This is a genomic window from Pseudomonas sp. F-14 TE3623 (genome assembly GCF_053629015.1).
Genome location: NZ_JBRJHM010000001.1, coordinates 3,446,937 through 3,464,059, shown reverse-complemented (window position 1 = coordinate 3,464,059; position 17,123 = coordinate 3,446,937). Strand labels below are relative to the sequence as shown.

Here is a 17,123-nt window from a genome sequence, read left to right as displayed (position 1 = left end):
CCCGTCGGCGACCTATTGAAACGATGAGGTGAACCGGTCAGGCGCCGTTGGCCTGGAACTGTTTCTGTAAATCCACCAAGGCCGGTGACGCGGGGGTGATGCGGCTGCGGGTCTGGGCTTCGATCAGCCAGCCGCTGCGATGCAGTTCCTTGACGATCGGGTCGAGCCGGGCCTGGGTATCGCGTTCGCCAAGCCGGGTCCAGATCACTGAAGGGGCCGGGTTGAGTTCCGGGCTGAGCGCGCGATAGCCCTGCCATTCGGCGTTGTCGGCGATCAACGGGTTGATCAGCGTGGCGTCATGCACCGCCGCGACGCAGTTGTTGCCACGCAGCGCGAGCAGGGATTCCGACGAGCTCTTGAAGGCCTTGATCTCGACGCCCAACTCGGTGAGCGGCTTGATGTAGCTGCTGCCTTGGGAGGTGCAAACGGGTTGGCCTTTGAGGTCTTCCCAGCGGGTGATCTTGCTGTCCTTGAGCAGCGCCGCGGAGCCGCCGACGCGGTAGAACGGTGTCGGCACAAAACCGAGAATCTCGCCGCGTTCGGCCGTCCATTCCATGTTGGCGATCAGCAGATCAACTTTGCCCTGCTGCAAAAACTGCACGCGGTTGGCTGGCAATACCGGCACCAGTTGCACCTCGGCGCCCAATTGCCGTCCCAGTTCCTGAGCGAGATCGACGTTCAAACCCCGTGGTTTCTGGGTACCCGGATCGATACTGCCAAAGGGACCGCCAGACAGTACAACCCCCACTGTCAGCACATGGCGTTGCTGGATCTTGTCCAGGGTGGCATCAGCCTGAGCACCGGCACTGGCGGCCAATGAGATCAAGGCACCCAGCATGGCAGGCAACAATCGTTTTACAGGTGAGCGCTCAAGCAACATGGATTTCCCCTCATGAAATGATCGGCGTCCCCCGACCTGATGTGAGGGCATCCTAGGTACAGCGTTGGCGTAACGGAAATTCAAATATCTAATATCGTTATAACTTGCCGTGTTGACGCTAAGCGGCAATCTTATTAACCCCAGTAATTACTGGAACATGTGACACAAACACTAAAATATCGCCAAAAACACATAAACAACTGTAATGTTTATGTTTGCAGCACTGATATAAAAACAGCCTCGGGAATGACCATGTCGACCTCACCTACCCTCGATCTCGAACTACTGCGCACCTTCATTGCCGTGGTCGATCACCACAGTTTTGCCGAGGCCGGCGCGCAACTGGCCCGCACGCAATCGTCGGTAACCCAACACATGCAACGCCTGGAACAACAAGTCGGGGTGAGTCTGTTCGAGAAGCGCGGGCGACAGAAACAACTCACCGAAGCCGGTTTGCAGTTACTTCGGCATGCACGGCAGATGCTCTCGCTCAACGACGATGCGCTGAACTCCCTGCGTGAAAGCAGCTTGAGCGGTGTATTGCGCATCGGATCGCCCCATGACATTGCCGACACCATCCTGCCGCCGATCCTCAGCCACATCGCCCGCTCGGCCCCTCGTTTGCGCCTGGAGATCGATGTCGGCCGCAGTCCGTTTTTGATGGATGACCTGCACCGGGGCAAGGTCGACATGGTGATTTCCACTCGCGAGGATCCGACGCTCGAAGGCTTTGCCTTGCGCACCTCGCCGGTGTGGTGGATCTGCTCGGCGCAGTACATCCATACGCCCGGCGAGCCCTTGCCGCTGATTCTGGTGGACGAGCCAAGCATCTATCGCCGCTATGCGCTGGAAGCCCTGGAACGCGCGAACATTCCTTGGCGCCAGGCGTACCTGGCGTCGAACCTGATTGGGATCAAGGCCGCGACGCGTGCGGGGCTGGGCGTCACGCCCCGCAGCATGGAAATGCTCGGCCCTGACATGCGTGTACTCGGCGAAACCGATGGCCTGCCACGACTGCCGGACGTGACCTACCACTTGTGGATTCGGCCCAACACCGTGAATCCGCTGGTGCGTCGGGCCTATGAGTTGATCAGGAGCAGTCGGGGGCTCTGAGCCGCTCAGCTTCCCTCGCTGCTGTGTGCTTCTTCAAAGAAGTAATCCTTCCAGCTGGCAGCCTTGTTTTTCAGCACACCGAGTTCCTGGAGTTTCTCGGCGTAGATGAAGGTGCGCTGGGGCACAACGGTGAAGTCGATTTCAGGGTCGGCGACGATTTTCTCAACCAGTGGCAGCGCCAGCTTCGATTGCTCCACCCGGATATAGGTTTGGGCCGCTGCGGGCTTATCGGCCTTGATTATTTTCTCGGCCTCGGCGAGTGCCCCGTAGAACGCCTTGTAGGTTTTCGGATTTTCGTCGTGGAATTTCTCGGTGGTGTACAGCACGTTAAACGTGGCCTGGCCACCCAACACGTCGTAGGAACTCAGGACCTTGTGCACGTTGGGACTCTGCAGCTCCTGGTACTGGAACGGCGGACTGGAGAAATGTGAGTTGATCTCCGAACCGCCGGCAATCAGCGCCGACGTCGCATCCGGATGAGCCAGGCTGATCGAGATGTCGTCAAATTTCTTGAAGTTTTGCGCGCCAAACTGTTTCGCCGTTTCGATTTGTAAAGTGCGCGACTGGAAACCTACCCCTGCTGCCGGCACCGCGATGCGGTCCTTTACGGTGAAGTCCTTGAGGCTTTTTACGTTCGGATTATTGGTCAGCAGGTAATTGGGCATCGACCCCAGCGAGGCGATGGCCTTGACGTTTTGTTTGCCCTTGGTCCGGTCCCAGATCGTCAGCATCGGCGGCACGCCTGCCGACACCACATCCAGCGCACCGGCCAGGAGCGCCTCGTTCATCGCCGTGGCACCCGAGATGCTGCTCCAGTCGACCTCGATGTCGAGGCCCTGCTCCTTGCCATGTTTCTCGATGAGTTGCTGATCGCGCACCACATCCAGGATCAGGTAACCGATACCAAATTGCTGGGCAATGCTGATTTTGCCTTCGGCCTGAGCGCCGGGGCTGAGTAACGCACTCACCGCAGCCACGGAGGCTGCCAACAGTGTTAATCCGGAGCGCTTCAAGGGAGTCGCCATGAAAACCTCAACGTTATGGAAAGTGAGCACAATGCCGGTAAGCCAAGACGTAGAACCTGTTGGAGCGTGGCTTGCCCGCGAAGAACGATGACGCGTAATACCTGAAGAACTGCGGTGCATTCTTCGCGGGCAAGCCACGCTCCAACAGGATTTTCGTCGCTCAAATTTCAATTTCAGAGCTTGGCGATCGACACCTCGGTGGATTTGACGAAGGCAATCACCTCGCTCCCCACTTTCAATTCAAGGTCGCGCACCGAACGGGTGGTAATCACCGAGGTGACGATCCCGGAAGCGGTTTGCACGTCGATTTCAGATACCACATCGCCCTCTACTATTTCCTTGATGACACCCTTGAACTGGTTCCGGACGTTGATCGCTTTGATGGTCATGATGAGGCTTCCTGTCTGATGTCGGGCGCATCCGCATGGATGTGCAGACCCTCAAAATGCACCACCCGAACTAACAACAAAAGGAATATATAATTATCTGCTTATTCCTTAATTGAATATTAATTCAATAACCAAAACGAATTAACAAATACAAAATCAGTATTTATCGTTATAAATATATCCACGTACTCTCAGCTCATCCCGTCATTCATCACCACAGTGAAGTGCCCCATGAATCCGACTGACAACCTCATCGACTTCGCCAGTTACCGCAAACGCAAACAGGCTCAGCAACGGGCACGGGCCATGTGGGAGATGTATGCACGTAACGCCGGTTTACAGGCTTATCAATGGGTCCAGGCCGCTCATTCGACCGAGACCCGACACGCATGAACGCGCAGCAACCCTCGCGATTTCTGGCGAGCGCAGACGAACCCGTGACGGATTTGAATAATCTGGAGCCACTGGAAGAAGAGCCGATCTGCGAGCGAGTCGCACAGAACCTGCAACGGCTGCGGGGCAAGCGTCACTTGTCCCTCGACGCGCTCGCCCGGCAATGCGGTGTGAGCCGGGCAATGCTGGCGCAGATCGAGTCCGGACGCAGCGTGCCGTCCATCAAAGTGCTGTGCAAAATTGCCAAAGGCCTGAAAGTCTCGGTGGCCGCCTTTCTTGAGCATCGAGCCTTTGAAGGTGTGGCCGTGCTGTCCGCACGTGAGAGCAAACGCCTGGTCAGCGCCAACGGAGCCTTCATCAGCCGTGCCCTGTTCCCGTTTGATGTGGCACGCCAATCGGAATTTTACGAACTGCGCCTGAGCCCTTTGGGCGAAGACCACAGCGAGGGGCATGGCCCCGGTGTTCAGGAGAACCTGGTGGTGTCGCAGGGTGTACTGGAAATCAGCGTCAACGATGAACGCTACCTGCTGTCTACCGGCGACTCGATCCTGTTCTACGCCGACCAGCCCCACCGCTACCGCAACCCCGCGGACAGTGAGGCAGTGGCTTATCTGGTGGTGACCTATCCGGAACGCCTGGATTAAACACCTGAAAGAGCAATGAACATCCAATGTGGGAGCGGGCTTGCTCGCGAAGAGGGAGTGTCAGTCGACATTAATGTTGCCTGGCACACCGCCTTCGCGAGCAAGCCCGCTCCCACAGTTTTACTACCGCTACCCACGAATACCGCGCTCAACCCAGATCCCTGTGGGAGCGGGCTTGCCCGCGATGAGGCCAGTCCATCCAACATTAATATTGGCTGACACTCCGCCTTCGCGGGCAAGCCTCGCTCCTACGGGGGGATGTGGTGTTTGCCGGAATGAAAAAGCCCCCGTAACCATAAGGTCGCGGGGGCTTTTTTGTGCTCCTGTCAGGGATCAGCAGGTGCAGCACATCAGCGGCATGCCGTTGCAGCTCATCATCATCGGCATGCTGCAATCGTTCATCATTTTCATCATCAAGTCGCAGCAGCTTTTCATCATGTCCATGTTCATGCCGGCCATCGGCATGATTTTGCACATCATGCAGTCGGCCATCATCGTGCACTCCATCACACACTTCATCGACGGCATCGGCATGCCCATCATCGGCATGGGCATCATCATGTTCATCATCGGCATGGCCATGCTCGCCTGGGACATGCACATCATGCTCATGTTGCCGCAGTGCATCATCATTGGCATGCCGCAGTTCATCATCATCTGCATCATTTCAGCGCTGTTCTTGAACATGGCCATGTCCATGCCAGCGGCCGGCATCATTTTGCACATCATGCCGTCGTCCATCATTTCGCAGCTCATGGTCGCCATCATCATCGGCATGCCCATTATTGGCATCATCGGCATGTTGGCGTTCATCATCGGCATTGGCATCTGCATGGCGTTCATCATGGTGTAACTCCCTAAGCGATTCGATAGTTGGACGAAGCTGATGGAGGCGGATTCTAAGGACTGGCAAAGGGACGACAAGATGATGGCCGAGCAGCAGGTTTTGATGTTGAAACCGCTTTAGTGGCGTGGTCGGTACGCTGCCGTCTGTAATAGCGGCTAAAGCGCCTTCATCACAGACAGAATCAAAACGAAGACGTGGTTTTAGCAGTTACGGATATTCGACCCAGCGCTATATAAAGAACCGAAAGAAATAATCGATCTAAACAGTGCCGATTTTTTTATTCGAGAGCTCTGGAGTCGATCAGTTAGCCGTATAGAACAATTTACGTCGACGTATTGAGCGCCACCGCCGCACGAATCAGCGTCTTCAACGCGTCTTCATCAATCCTGTCGCCCTCATGGAAATCGATGGCACGTCGGGTGTTGCCCTCGAGGCTGGCGTTGAACAGACCTGAAAGGTCCTCCAGCGCGGCGCCCTTGGCGAAGGTCATCTTCACGGCATTCTTGTACGTCTCGCCGGTGCAGATGATGCCGGCGTGCGACCACACTGGAACCCCTCGCCACTTCAACTCCTCGACCACATCGGGGTCGGCTTGCTTGATGAGCGTCCGGACCCGGGAGAGCGTTTCACCCCGCCAGCCACCCAGCGCCTGGATTTTTGCGTCTATCAGCTCAGAGGCAGAGCTTCCCTCCTCGTCTTCCTTTGTGTCGATCTTCTTCATGATGGTTGTCACTCCTCTGGGGGGTCATCAAGTTTCGTCGCTGGATAAAATCCAGCGACATAAACCATAGCAGGAGCCCGCCATGATCAAATGCAATCGACACTGTGCTCCAAGCATGGCGTTGCGAAGAGCTCGAGTCTTAACCAGCCTTTTCGCTGGACACATGGTCTCGGCCATCTTGGCACGGCCCAGTTGCGTGAAAGACCAGGCAGCTCGCCGCCACTAGCACCCATGCCGCAATACCGCCATACAGCATCACCCAGCCAAATCCATGGGCCAAAGCTGCGTTGGCGACATCGACCGGAATCGTAGTGCCCTGGCCAGCCTGTGCCAACACGGCGGAGTTGCCGGCTGAAATATTCTCCGCCGGCAACCTCAGTTGCACATCATCAGAGGAGCCAGATAACTGCTCGCGCAGGGAAGACAGGATGCCTTCCACCAGGATGAATCCCATCAGCGCGATATTGATTGCAAGGCTGATCATACGAGCGCTGATATCAATGCCCGATGCCATGCCTGCACGCTCACTGGGCACCGATCCAGTGGTGGTATTGGTGACAGGCGTATTGGTCAACCCCAGTCCGATTCCGGCGATCAGGCAGCCGGGAAGCATCGTCAGCCAGCTGGCATGCGTGACACTGCTGCCCCATTTCATCAGCAGGAAGCCCAGACCTATGATGAACAAGCCTGCGGGAATCACCACGTCAGGTCGATAACGTAGCGCCAGCCGTTCGCCCAACGGAGGGATAACCAGCGTTGGCAGCGTATACGCCAGCAGTGCCAGACCGGTGCCGACACTGGCGTAGCCCAGGCTATTTTGAAAGTACAGCGGCAGGTAGATCATGAATGGCCAGAAGCTGAAGTTCATGCCTGCCGACCCTAGCAAGGCACCCGAGAAGCGGCGGATGCGAAATACCGAGAAGTCGAACATGGGATCGACATAGCGTCGCTGTGCGATGACAAAGACAATGAAGCTGACCATTGCCACAACCAGGCTGGCGATGGCCGAACCACTGGAGAAGCCCAGCCCCGCTCCCTGAGTGATGAACCAGGAAAGACCCAACACTGCCAGCGATAGCGAAATAATGCCCAGCACATCCAGCCTGCGACGCTGCGGGTCGCGTGACTCATCGACACCGGCGATCACCAGCACCAGCGCGAGCACGGCAATTGGCGCATGCACCAGGAACACCCATTCCCAACTCGACAACTCCACGATAGCTGCGCCGATAATCGGACCGAACCCCAGACCGATGCCGAACACGATCCCCCAGGCACTGAAAGCTTTACCGCGCGCAGCTCCCGACTGGAATCGGTGAGACAGCACTGCCACCTGACAAATCAGCATGGCACCACCGGACATACCTTGCAGGAATCGGCTTGCGATCAACACACTGGTGCTTTGCGCCCATCCACAGCTCAGTGAGGTAATGCCGAAAAGTACCAGGCTAATGACAAACACTCGCTTGCGCCCATACCGATCCGCCAGTGTGCCGGTGGCCATCAGCACCGTGGTGCAGGCGATGGTGTAGGCATTCATGATCCACTGCATATCTTTGAAATCGCTGCGCAGAACCGATTCAAGTGTGGGCAGGATTGCCGGCACGCTCGAGATTTCCAGGCCGAACATCAGCGAGGCCAAGCAAACGGCGGCTATTGTGAAAACATCTTTTTGCGAAGAAGAGAACTGCATCGTGATCTTCCAGATCAAGTTGATGGGCAACTGGCAAGACCGCCCTGAACGCCCTCAGGGAGTTGGCGCAATGCCTCACCAGCGTCACCCGACATAACTCCAAGTGACCGGCCGCATTCTGGAAGTAATTAAAAAATGACAGAAATGATTTAATTTCGTAAGTTTTATTAATATTCATCATGAGTTGACTAAATGGACTTCGACCCAGCTCTGTTGCGTGCTTTTGTCGCGATCAAGGAGACCGGTAGTTTCACTCGTGCCGCAGAACGGCTGCACTTGAGCCAGTCAGCGATCAGTCATCAGATCCGGCGCCTGGAAGAACAGGCCGGCACCACCCTACTGGTGCGCACCACCCGACGTTTGACGCTGACAGAAGATGGCGAAGATTTTCTGCGTCATGCCGAACATGTCCTCAACGCGCAAGACGCCCTCTCACGACGTTTCAAAACTTCATCGGTATCCGGAACCGTGCGCTTCGGTGTGCCAGAAAACTTTATCGGCGACGGCCTGCCGCCGTTATTGACTCGGTTCGCCAGACAATTTCCCGCAGTACGTCTGGATGTAACCGTTGGCACCTACCTCGATCTGCGCGCGCAGGTCGATGCCGATGGGCTCGATCTGGCCGTGGTCATGGCATTGCCGGGCAGTCAGGCCGGCGGTACCGTGCTGCGCGAAACCCGGTTTGTCTGGGCCGCGGCGCAGGGTTTCGACTTTACCGGCGACGCCCCTCTACCGCTGGCGTTTGCACCAGCGCCCTGCATGCACCGGCAAGTGGCCGTAGAGGCACTGGCGAGTTCCACAGTGGATTGGCGAGTTGCCTTCACCTCTCCAAGTCAACAAGGACTGCGGGCGGCGGTATTGGCGGGGCTTGCCGTCACCGCGCTACCGCTGGGAGATCTAGAGCCCAGCATGGTGGTGATTGACGGGCAATATGGCCTGCCACCGCTGCTGGATGCTGATTTCAGACTGATATGGAGCGTCACAGGAAAGACGCCTGCGGCCAATACATTTGGGCAACTGCTGGTGCAGATGTCTGAGTCGTCATCGATCTAGAACAGGCTGACTGCCATTGGCATTCCAGGGTAAGCGTCCTGTTGGTTGCGAATGGCTGTTTGGGTTGTGGACGTTGGACACGGGATGGCTATCGCCGCAATATTGCCAAGCCTGCGGATACAAGGAAGAAGCACATGGCGCTAACCAGCAAGATTTCCCCCTACGACAGTAAATGGCCCGCGCTCTTCGTTAGTGCCAAAGAGCAGATCGCGAAGGCGTTTGGCACTGATCTTATTGCCATCCATCATGTCGGAAGTACCGCCGTTCCCGGGCTCGCAGCCAAGCCAGAGATCGACCTCCTGGTCGAGGTTGCGGAGCATCGAAACGAATCCTCCCGAGACAATGTCATGCGCGAACTAGGCTATGCACGGGGAAGCGATCTGTCGGCGGGACACCATTTTTATCGTCGCGATGTTGATGGTGTGCGAACACATAAGGCCCACGTTTGTATCACCGGCCACGGTCAAATCGAAAGAATGCTCCGTTTTCGTGACTTGCTCAGGGACGCCCCTGTGATTCGCCAACAGTATCAAGACTTAAAACTTGAACTGGAAGCAAACAACACCGGCGGCATAAGTGAATACCTGGCACGGAAAGCACCCTTTATCGACGGGCTTATGGGGTCAGTCTCGACACCCGCTCACAGAGGTGCAGCCGGATGCGACACCGATAGCGGCCCCTCGCGATAAGCTGCTTTCGGCCCAGTGTGTGTAAAAACACATATGGATTCGCGGTGGAGGTTACGCAGCCGGTTCGAAGACACCTGCATCCACAAGCATCTCAACTAACGCCTCTGGCCATACTGTTTCTCCAGTAGATCTCAGCTCGTGAGCGGACCACCATTGATGATCTGCCATGACCTGAGTCTCGTGTAAGGTCCATTCGGAGCTAGAAAGGGTTTGGCTTTGCGCATGCACAACGAAATACTGCTCAACTGCGAACACTGTCTCGCCGCTGGGCAGGAGCATTGAAAACCTCCGATCTGCCACAGGCCCTACAACTGTGTTGACCTGAATACCAGTCTCCTCACGCAGTTCACGTATTGCAGCGGCGTGGAATGTTTCTCCGTCTTCAAGACCACCGCCTGGGGTGGCCCAGTAATTTCTACCGGCTAAAGCCCCATCTTTATGGATAAATTTGAAAAGAAGGACATCCCGAGAGGGGCCTATAACTAGTAATCGTGCGGCCTTTCGCTCACGCATTTGACGTATATCTTCCCTGAAATTTTGAAATGTGGAGTGCCGTCCCGATCAGTCGGAGGTCACCCATCGACGACTCGGCCGCAATTTCACCAGCGCCAAACTGATCAACGATCAAGACTCTCCCCTAATGACTCTGCCATTCGAACCAAATCAGCAAATGACTTTGCGTGCATTTTTTTCATTGCATGCCCGCGGTGAATTTTCACGGTGATCTCGCTCAGATTCATCTGCCCTGCAATCTGTTTATTCATCAGACCTTTGACTGCAAGGGCCATTACCTCTTTCTCACGAACTGTCAGCGTCTGATAGTGGGCATGCAGATCTGAAAACTGCTGCTCAAATTGCCGGCGTTTGACATCTGCTTGCAGTGCGGCAGACACCGCATCCAGAAGGTCCTGTTCACGGAACGGTTTTGCCAAAAAATCCACCGCACCGGCTTTCATCGCCTTGACGGACATTTCGATGTCCCCATGCCCAGTGATGAAAATAATCGGAATATTGGCATTGGATTTAGCTAACTGGCTTTGAAACTCAAGACCACTGTTACCTTGAAGTCGTACATCAAGGATCAAACAGCTTGCACCCTCTGTCTTTGGCTGTTGAAGAAACTCCGCAGTGGATGCGAACGTCTCGACTTGTATACCGGCAGAGCGTAAAAGATTGCTTAATGCGTCGCGCATGGAAGCATCGTCATCCACCACGAACACCATAGAACCTTTATTGCCTTGCTCATTGGATGGTGGATTTCCGTTCATGCACAGCCCTCTTTGGTTGGTTGAAGGAAAAAGTCTAGCACAACACTTTATTTTGCGTTAGTGCGCGCGCAAGCATGATTACAACGGCCCGGAAAGACTGGGAAAAGTCATGCTATAAAATACAGCTCCAGCGCTGAAATAAAAGAAAGTAGATAACGTGGACAATGGAGAAACGCCCTGACCTGGACACTACAACTTCGCCCACTAATGCACCAATTGCAAAAATGCTCGCAGTTATTGGACAGAATCCTGTATTGACTTTCACCCATTCTAGAACGCGCACGACTGACAATTTCATCGCTTGAATATTCACACGGTTCCCGTATCAACCAGACTGGCTTGCCGCGTGCGAAGCTTTCAAGGTCAGTCACTTCGATGGGACCTGGCTTGAGGGAACTGCTAAATCCAGAGTAATGAGCTACGTCCCCACACCCAAGGTATATGCCATGATGCACATAAAATTTGCGCGGGCTAACCAGGTGCGAACCTATTGGCAAATTAACTGTATCCTTTTCGACATGCACTAACTCCATTGGAAACATGAAAGATCTTCTTGGTGACTTACTACCATTGCAGCGCTCGACAAACAGACAACTTTCGAGCATTAGCGCCTTCAAATAACCAGCGAGGTCTATTTCCATTATCGTCAGACAAAAAACGATGACTGATCGAAGCGATGAAAATCCACTTGTCAACTTGATAGCTAGAGTATTCACGACAAACTCTCCGCAGACCCTTGTTATGTAATATATCGCCAGGGCTGCGAAGCTTCATTTGTACACAGGATTAATTTAAGTGACCATTAATATACCTCCCCTAAACCTAAGTATTAAACCGGGCACCTGATTGCAGGCGACCAGAGTGCAGTAGATTCAATGATGCTCGACAGGCAGGGTGAATTGAACGGTAGCACCGCGGGGCCGGTTGACGCTTGCCCACAAGTGGCCGCCATGTGCCTCGATGATCGAGCGACAAATGGACAACCCCATCCCCAATCCGGTGGGCTTGGTGGTGTAGAAAGAAGCGAAAATCTGCTCGGTGTTTTCCGAGGCAAACCCTGGCCCCGAATCGCTCACACTGACGAGCACACAACCGGCGTCATTTAACAGAGCGCTGATGCGCAATTGGCGTTCACCCTCGCTTACACCATTCATGGCCTCGAGCGCATTCATGATCAAGTTGAGCAGCACCTGTTGCAGTTCAACGCGATCGCCTTCGATAAATGGCAAACCGTCTTTGAGTTGAGTCCGAATCAAGGCCCCACTCTTCATGATCTGGCCACGGGTGAACTCGATCATCTCGCGAATCGCCGCGTTGATGTCCACCGCCCCCTTTTGCGGTGGTGCCTTGCGGATATGCCGACGAATTCCACCCAATACATCGGCTGCCCGATTGGCATCCATGATGAGACTGCCAAGTACTTTGCGGACCTCTTCGATCTCCGGCGGCTGGATGTTTAGCCAGCGCAGCGCGGCGTTGGCATTGAGGATGGCCGCTGCAATCGGTTGATTGACTTCGTGAGCAATCGAGGCGACAAGCTGCCCCATGGTCGCGACACGGTTCGCGTGGGCCAACTCCGTTTGCACCTCGCGATAGCGTCGTTCGCTTTCGCGGATTTTTTCTTCCGCCTGTTTGCGCTCGGTCAGATCCAGCACGAAAGCGACTCCTTCCTTGCTGCTGGCTTCGAACATCGCCAAACCGACAATCACCGGCAGGCGACTACCATCCTTTCTGAAATATTCCTTCTCGTGGGGTTGGGCATAGCCGGTCCGCACGGCTTGCGCCAAAAAGTGCTCGCTGAGCTCATGAAATTCCGGTGTTGTCAGATCTCTCCAGCGCAGACAGCCCGAGACAAGATCCTCTCGCTCATATCCCACCATGCGAAGAAAGGCATCATTGGCCTCGACGATGTCACCGTCGGCGTTCCAGACGAGGATCCCGATGATGTTGGCGTCTACGAGACGCCGAATCTTCCCTTCGCGCTCCGCGACCTCGCGGTACAAACGGGCATTTTCCAGCGAAATAGCAGCCTGTGAGGCCACCAGTTTCAACACGGCAATCCGGGATGGGCTGAACACACGGGCGGTCAGATTGTTTTCGAGGTAGAGCGCGCCGGTCAGTTTGGCCTGGTTCATCAACGGCAGGCAGAGAACCGATCGGACGTGGTGCCGACGTATATAGGGGTCTTCGGCAAACGGGGCCTCGGTCAGGGCATCATCAAGAAAAACACTCTCACCCGTGCGCAGGACATGGTAGAGAAGTGACTCCGGCAGCAGTGCCGAAGTCATCGGCTCATCGCGCAACTGCATCGAATGGCTGCCAGTGGTCACTTGCGCTGCTATGCGGTGCTCACCCGTGTCCGACAGAATCAACACGCCTCGTTCGGCACCGGCCTGTTCGATGGCTGTGCGCATGATCATGTCGATGAGTTTTTCCAGGACGATTTCTCCCGACACGGCCTGCGAGACCTTTATCACGGTGGCCAGATCGAGGTGTTCGACCGGTGCGGCCATCGTCGTTGTCGGGCCGAGCGTTTGCTCCTCGGACCTCAGCAACGGATACCGTGCCTCAAGCTGCCGCACCTTGCCATCAGCGCCCCAGCGCAGGTAGCCGTAGCGAGCGTCTTGCAAGTAAACGCGGGCTACTTTCCCAAGACCGCGGGCCGCATAGAAGCGAGACGCCAGTTCGTTGGCAAGCGCTTCGATATGGACGAAACCGCTCTTCTGCGCCGAGTGGACGGCTTGTTCGTAAAGCAACTCGGCCTCGATCATGCGTCCTTCGACGCGGGCGATCTCGGCGTCGACCAGCGCGGCCCGGCTCGCGAAATTCTCTGGACACTGTTCAGCCCAGATCTGGAGTTGCCGGTGATCCGTCGCCATTGCGATCAGGTGCTGCGCACGCTCGTCCACCGGGACACTGTCGCACCATCGGGCACGAGCCAGTGCGTCATAGAAGTAAAACTCAGCCTCCTCGAAGAACAAATATGACGTCCATAGCAACTGCTGTGCCTTTGCAGCGGCTTGCATGGCCGCCCTGGGGTCGTCGGCCATGTAGCATGCCTGTAATTTGCGGACCCAGTACCAGCACTCGGCCAATGCCAGGTCCGGATTGCTGGACAGGTGGGCTTCGGTGCCTGGCTCGTCAAACTGTCCATCATCAAAACAACCGAATACTGGCGTCGAACCCCGGAGCATCCGGATCAGCGCCAGTTGTGTGCCAATGAAATCGGTGACCAGCCCGAACCGCACCTTCCTGGCGTAAGCCAGGCCACGTTCGGCTTCGTCCTGTACCTCGGACAATGGCTCGCCGGCGAAGAGAGCGTCGGAGGTGAGGCTATTGCCCGCATAAGCACCATATGGCAAGTCACCGATCCGGTTCGCCGCAGCAAATGAGCGATGCAGCAGGTCGCGGCATTGCTCTACGGGCTTCATCCAGCGCACGGAAAAATTCGAGAAACAAAGATAGGTACTGGCTTCGAATCGCTTCAGGCCTCGCTGTTCAACGAGTTCGCAGCCGAGTTGGCCGAATCGGAATCCTGCCTCGTAATCGCCGAAACGCCGTCCGGCGACTCTGAATGCATTGGCGTAATGCACACATGAGGCATCGCAGTTGCCCCCTTCGAGGCTCAGGCTGATCGCCTTGCAGATCAACAGGTCCGTCAGGTTCGCATCCGTCTGCAAGGCAGGCGGGAAGAGCTTGCCCAGCGCGCTGACGGTCATGAGGGAAGCTGCGTCCTCCATCAATGGCAAATCAATGAGTTCCTCGATTGCCCGATCACCCAGTAACGACCAGATATGGTCGTACTCCTGGCGCACTTCATCGTCGCTCGGATGAGCAGACCACTCGATGCCCACATGCCGCAGATAGGCGAGACAAGCAGCGACCGCGCCATCGCTCCGATCCAGGAGCAGGTAGTCATCCATTTGCAGACACACGACATTGGCTCGTTCGATCGTAGTCATGGCGCGATCCGATAGCGCCGCCAGGCGCTTGTCCGCGACCGATAACTGTCCAGTCAGCATCTCGCATTCGGCCCGGTTCAACTCCAGCGCGAACATCAACCCATGCAGACGCGCCCAACAGCTGTCGTCCAACAGCTGCGCACCCGTGGTGAGATAGTTGAGCGCCGAGGCATAGGCCGTTGACGCCTTGGCACGCTGGCCGGCCATCAGGTTGAGCTCTGCCAATTGCTCCCGTTCGGCCTGATCGGTGAGCAGCACTGCGCCGCTGTTGAGCTGGCCGACGATGTCAAAGATCGCCTCCTCCCGCCCTTGCAGGGGCGTCTGCGCTGCGAGCAGCCGGCCTATTCGCAGATGAGCCTCGGCGCGAGCCCCCTTGGGGATCAGTGAATAGGCCGCTTCATGAATACGGTCATGAACAAAGCCATAAGCGCCTTCCAGCCGCTGAACCAACTCCTGGCGTACGGCTTCCCACAATACCGTGCGGATCTGTGCCTGGGGGATGCCCAGAACGGTCGAAAGCGTCGTGGTCCCGGCAACGTTCCCCAGACAGGCAAGCTGCTGTAATGCGTGTTGCGTTTCAGCCGGCAAGCGGGTCAGCTTGCCGACCATCAGGTCCACGATGTTGTCGGTGTAACCCTTGGCATGGATGCGCTCCGGGCTCCAGCACCACTGCCTTGCTTGATGGTTGAAGGTCAGCAGCTGTTCGTCAGCGAGTGTTTGCAGAAACTGGATCACGAAAAACGGGTTGCCGGCGGTTTTGTCCAGCACCAACTGCGCCAGGGGCTCGATGTGCGCAAGCTCGTCGTGAAGCGCATCCGCAATCAACTGCTCAATGTGTCCCTTCCCGAGCGGCGCCAGAGTGATTTCATCTACCCTGCCCCCAGCGTTCCGAATGGCCTGAAGTTTGCCCGCTAATGGGTGCGTGACATTCACTTCATTGGTGCGGTAGGCACCCACCAGCATCAGATGCCGCACATCCGAGCTGGTCAACAGATCCTCCAGCAGGTCGAGCGTTGCCGCGTCGATCCACTGCAGATCGTCCAGAAACAGAGCAAGCGGATGCTCCGCCCGGGCAAATACACCGATAAAGCGCCGGAACACCAGGAGGAAACGGCGTTGCGCCTGTTGAGGCTCAAGTGTCTGCACCGGTGGTGGCTCACCAATGATGAGCTTCAGTTCGGGAATGAGGTCGGTCATGAGCCCCGCGTTGGCATCCAGTGCGCTCTGTAATGCGTCACGCCATTGCGCCAGTTCAGTGTCGTTCTTGCCCAGCAGCGTGCGCACCAGGCTTTGAAATGCCTGCACCAGCGTCGAATAGGGAATATCGCGCCGGTATTGATCGAACTTGCCGGTAGCGAAGAGTCCTCGCGGCGGGACCAGCGCTTTGTGCAGCTCATTGACCACAGAGGATTTGCCAATACCGGAATAGCCGGTGACCAACATCAGTTCCGGCGCGCTGCTTGCGATGATCCGATCGAACGCGGCGATCAAGGTACTCACCTCATGCTCGCGCCCGTAGAGTTTCTCGGGAATCATCAGCCGATCGGATGTCCCTTGCTCGCCCAACGCGAAGGCATTGATGTGGCTCAAGGACTCCCAGTCTGCCAGGCATTGCCGCAGATCGTGTTCAACACTCGCAGCCGTCTGGTAGCGCTCCTCAGCGGTCTTGGCGAGCAGCTTCATGACAATCCGGGAAAGCACATCGGGGACTGTTTCGACCCGCACGCTCGGTGGCTGCGGTTTTTTGGCGATATGGCAGTGCACCCACTCTATCGGGTCAGATGCCGTAAACGGCAGCGAGCCCGTGAGCATCTGGTAAAGCGTGACGCCAAAGGAATAGAGGTCGCTGCGTAAATCGATCGAGCGATTCATCCTGCCGGTCTGCTCAGGTGCCATGTAGGCGAGCGTGCCAGCGATGGTCTCAGGCGCCTGTCGCTCACGCGGTAGCCACGAGGCGAGGCCGAACCCTGTAAGCCGGGCCTGACCGTCGGAGCAGTTCACCAAAATATGGGAGGGCTTGATATCTTTATGGACGAGTCCGCGCTGGTGGAGCTTTCCCAATGCCTGCGCGATGCTAATAGCAAGACGCAGAAAAGTTAGCGTTTCCATGGGGGCAACCAGCAATTGCACAAGCGGCGTGCCACCCGTATCTTCCAGCAGCAGATACATCTGCCCACTTTCTCGCACCATCTCAAGCGGACGCACAGCCCAAGAGCCATCCAGTTCGTCCTTCAGGCCAAACTCGTGGGCGAAACGGCCAAGACAAGCCGGAAGCGGTTGTTCAGCAGCGGGTCGTGCAACCAGAACATTGCGGTCGCCTTCCACACCCGAGCGTAACTCTCGACAGAAGGTACGCTCACCATCGTTCCATAGTATCTGCATGTTGTTATCCGTCGGAGCGGGAACAATAAGTAGGTTCTTGACTGCCGCGCATTACCGTCACGCT

At 56.2% G+C, this 17,123-nt stretch carries 15 protein-coding genes; 5 read left to right on the top strand and 10 right to left on the bottom strand.

Going from position 1 to position 17,123, the window contains the following annotated elements; translation table 11 throughout:
* Positions 1-37: 37 nt before the first annotated feature.
* Entirely contained in the window at positions 38-880 is an 843-nt protein-coding gene (locus AB7M29_RS16220; protein WP_454247288.1) for a transporter substrate-binding domain-containing protein, read from the bottom strand.
* 252 nt (positions 881-1,132) lie between these two features.
* Here AB7M29_RS16220 and AB7M29_RS16215 point away from each other — a divergent pair, with 252 nt between their 5' ends.
* A complete protein-coding gene (locus AB7M29_RS16215; RefSeq protein ID WP_454247287.1) occupies positions 1,133-1,993 on the top strand; it encodes a LysR substrate-binding domain-containing protein in 861 nt (286 codons plus the stop codon).
* Positions 1,994-1,998: 5 nt separating this feature from the next.
* Here AB7M29_RS16215 and AB7M29_RS16210 read toward each other — a convergent pair whose 3' ends face one another.
* Positions 1,999-3,018, bottom strand: a complete 1,020-nt coding sequence (locus AB7M29_RS16210; protein ID WP_454247286.1) for an ABC transporter substrate-binding protein — start codon at positions 3,016-3,018, stop codon at positions 1,999-2,001.
* Between the two features lie 173 nt (positions 3,019-3,191).
* Positions 3,192-3,407 carry a TOBE domain-containing protein gene (locus AB7M29_RS16205; protein ID WP_392887244.1) on the bottom strand — a complete coding sequence of 72 codons (216 nt, stop codon included), beginning with the start codon at positions 3,405-3,407 and terminating at the stop codon, positions 3,192-3,194.
* Between the two features lie 231 nt (positions 3,408-3,638).
* Here AB7M29_RS16205 and AB7M29_RS16200 point away from each other — a divergent pair, with 231 nt between their 5' ends.
* Together AB7M29_RS16200 and AB7M29_RS16195 are read left to right on the top strand one after the other, a co-directional pair.
* The gene (locus AB7M29_RS16200; protein ID WP_008011108.1) at positions 3,639-3,800 is read left to right on the top strand and encodes a hypothetical protein; all 162 of its coding nucleotides are present in this window, start codon (positions 3,639-3,641) and stop codon (positions 3,798-3,800) included.
* Positions 3,797-4,444, top strand: a complete 648-nt coding sequence (locus tag AB7M29_RS16195; RefSeq protein WP_225922901.1) for a helix-turn-helix domain-containing protein — start codon at positions 3,797-3,799, stop codon at positions 4,442-4,444. Before AB7M29_RS16200 ends, AB7M29_RS16195 begins: the two co-directional genes overlap by 4 nt.
* Positions 4,445-4,777: 333 nt before the next feature.
* On the opposite strand, the gene AB7M29_RS16190 is transcribed toward AB7M29_RS16195, so the two are convergent.
* From AB7M29_RS16190 to AB7M29_RS16180, 3 genes are all read right to left on the bottom strand, one after another.
* Positions 4,778-5,290 carry a hypothetical protein gene (locus AB7M29_RS16190; protein WP_217854604.1) on the bottom strand — a complete coding sequence of 171 codons (513 nt, stop codon included), beginning with the start codon at positions 5,288-5,290 and terminating at the stop codon, positions 4,778-4,780.
* 323 nt (positions 5,291-5,613) lie between these two features.
* Positions 5,614-6,012 carry a DUF1801 domain-containing protein gene (locus tag AB7M29_RS16185; protein ID WP_454247285.1) on the bottom strand — a complete coding sequence of 133 codons (399 nt, stop codon included), beginning with the start codon at positions 6,010-6,012 and terminating at the stop codon, positions 5,614-5,616.
* A gap of 139 nt (positions 6,013-6,151) precedes the next feature.
* Positions 6,152-7,705, bottom strand: coding sequence for an MFS transporter (locus tag AB7M29_RS16180; RefSeq protein ID WP_454248718.1), 1,554 nt, complete (start codon positions 7,703-7,705; stop codon positions 6,152-6,154).
* 192 nt (positions 7,706-7,897) lie between these two features.
* Between AB7M29_RS16180 and AB7M29_RS16175 the strand changes: the two genes are divergently transcribed.
* The gene (locus AB7M29_RS16175; RefSeq protein ID WP_454247284.1) at positions 7,898-8,758 is read left to right on the top strand and encodes a LysR family transcriptional regulator; all 861 of its coding nucleotides are present in this window, start codon (positions 7,898-7,900) and stop codon (positions 8,756-8,758) included.
* A gap of 134 nt (positions 8,759-8,892) precedes the next feature.
* Entirely contained in the window at positions 8,893-9,447 is a 555-nt protein-coding gene (locus tag AB7M29_RS16170; protein WP_454247283.1) for a GrpB family protein, read from the top strand.
* A gap of 51 nt (positions 9,448-9,498) precedes the next feature.
* Here AB7M29_RS16170 and AB7M29_RS16165 read toward each other — a convergent pair whose 3' ends face one another.
* The 4 genes from AB7M29_RS16165 to AB7M29_RS16150 all read right to left on the bottom strand — a co-directional run bounded on the left by AB7M29_RS16165 (position 9,499) and on the right by AB7M29_RS16150 (position 17,059).
* Entirely contained in the window at positions 9,499-9,960 is a 462-nt protein-coding gene (locus AB7M29_RS16165; protein WP_217854599.1) for an NUDIX hydrolase, read from the bottom strand.
* 104 nt (positions 9,961-10,064) lie between these two features.
* Entirely contained in the window at positions 10,065-10,715 is a 651-nt protein-coding gene (locus AB7M29_RS16160; protein ID WP_454247282.1) for a response regulator transcription factor, read from the bottom strand.
* A 107-nt stretch (positions 10,716-10,822) separates the two neighbouring features.
* Positions 10,823-11,431, bottom strand: a complete 609-nt coding sequence (locus AB7M29_RS16155) for a lecithin retinol acyltransferase family protein (RefSeq protein ID WP_217854597.1) — start codon at positions 11,429-11,431, stop codon at positions 10,823-10,825.
* A gap of 156 nt (positions 11,432-11,587) precedes the next feature.
* A complete protein-coding gene (locus tag AB7M29_RS16150) occupies positions 11,588-17,059 on the bottom strand; it encodes a trifunctional serine/threonine-protein kinase/ATP-binding protein/sensor histidine kinase (protein ID WP_454247281.1) in 5,472 nt (1,823 codons plus the stop codon).
* Positions 17,060-17,123: the final 64 nt, after the last annotated feature.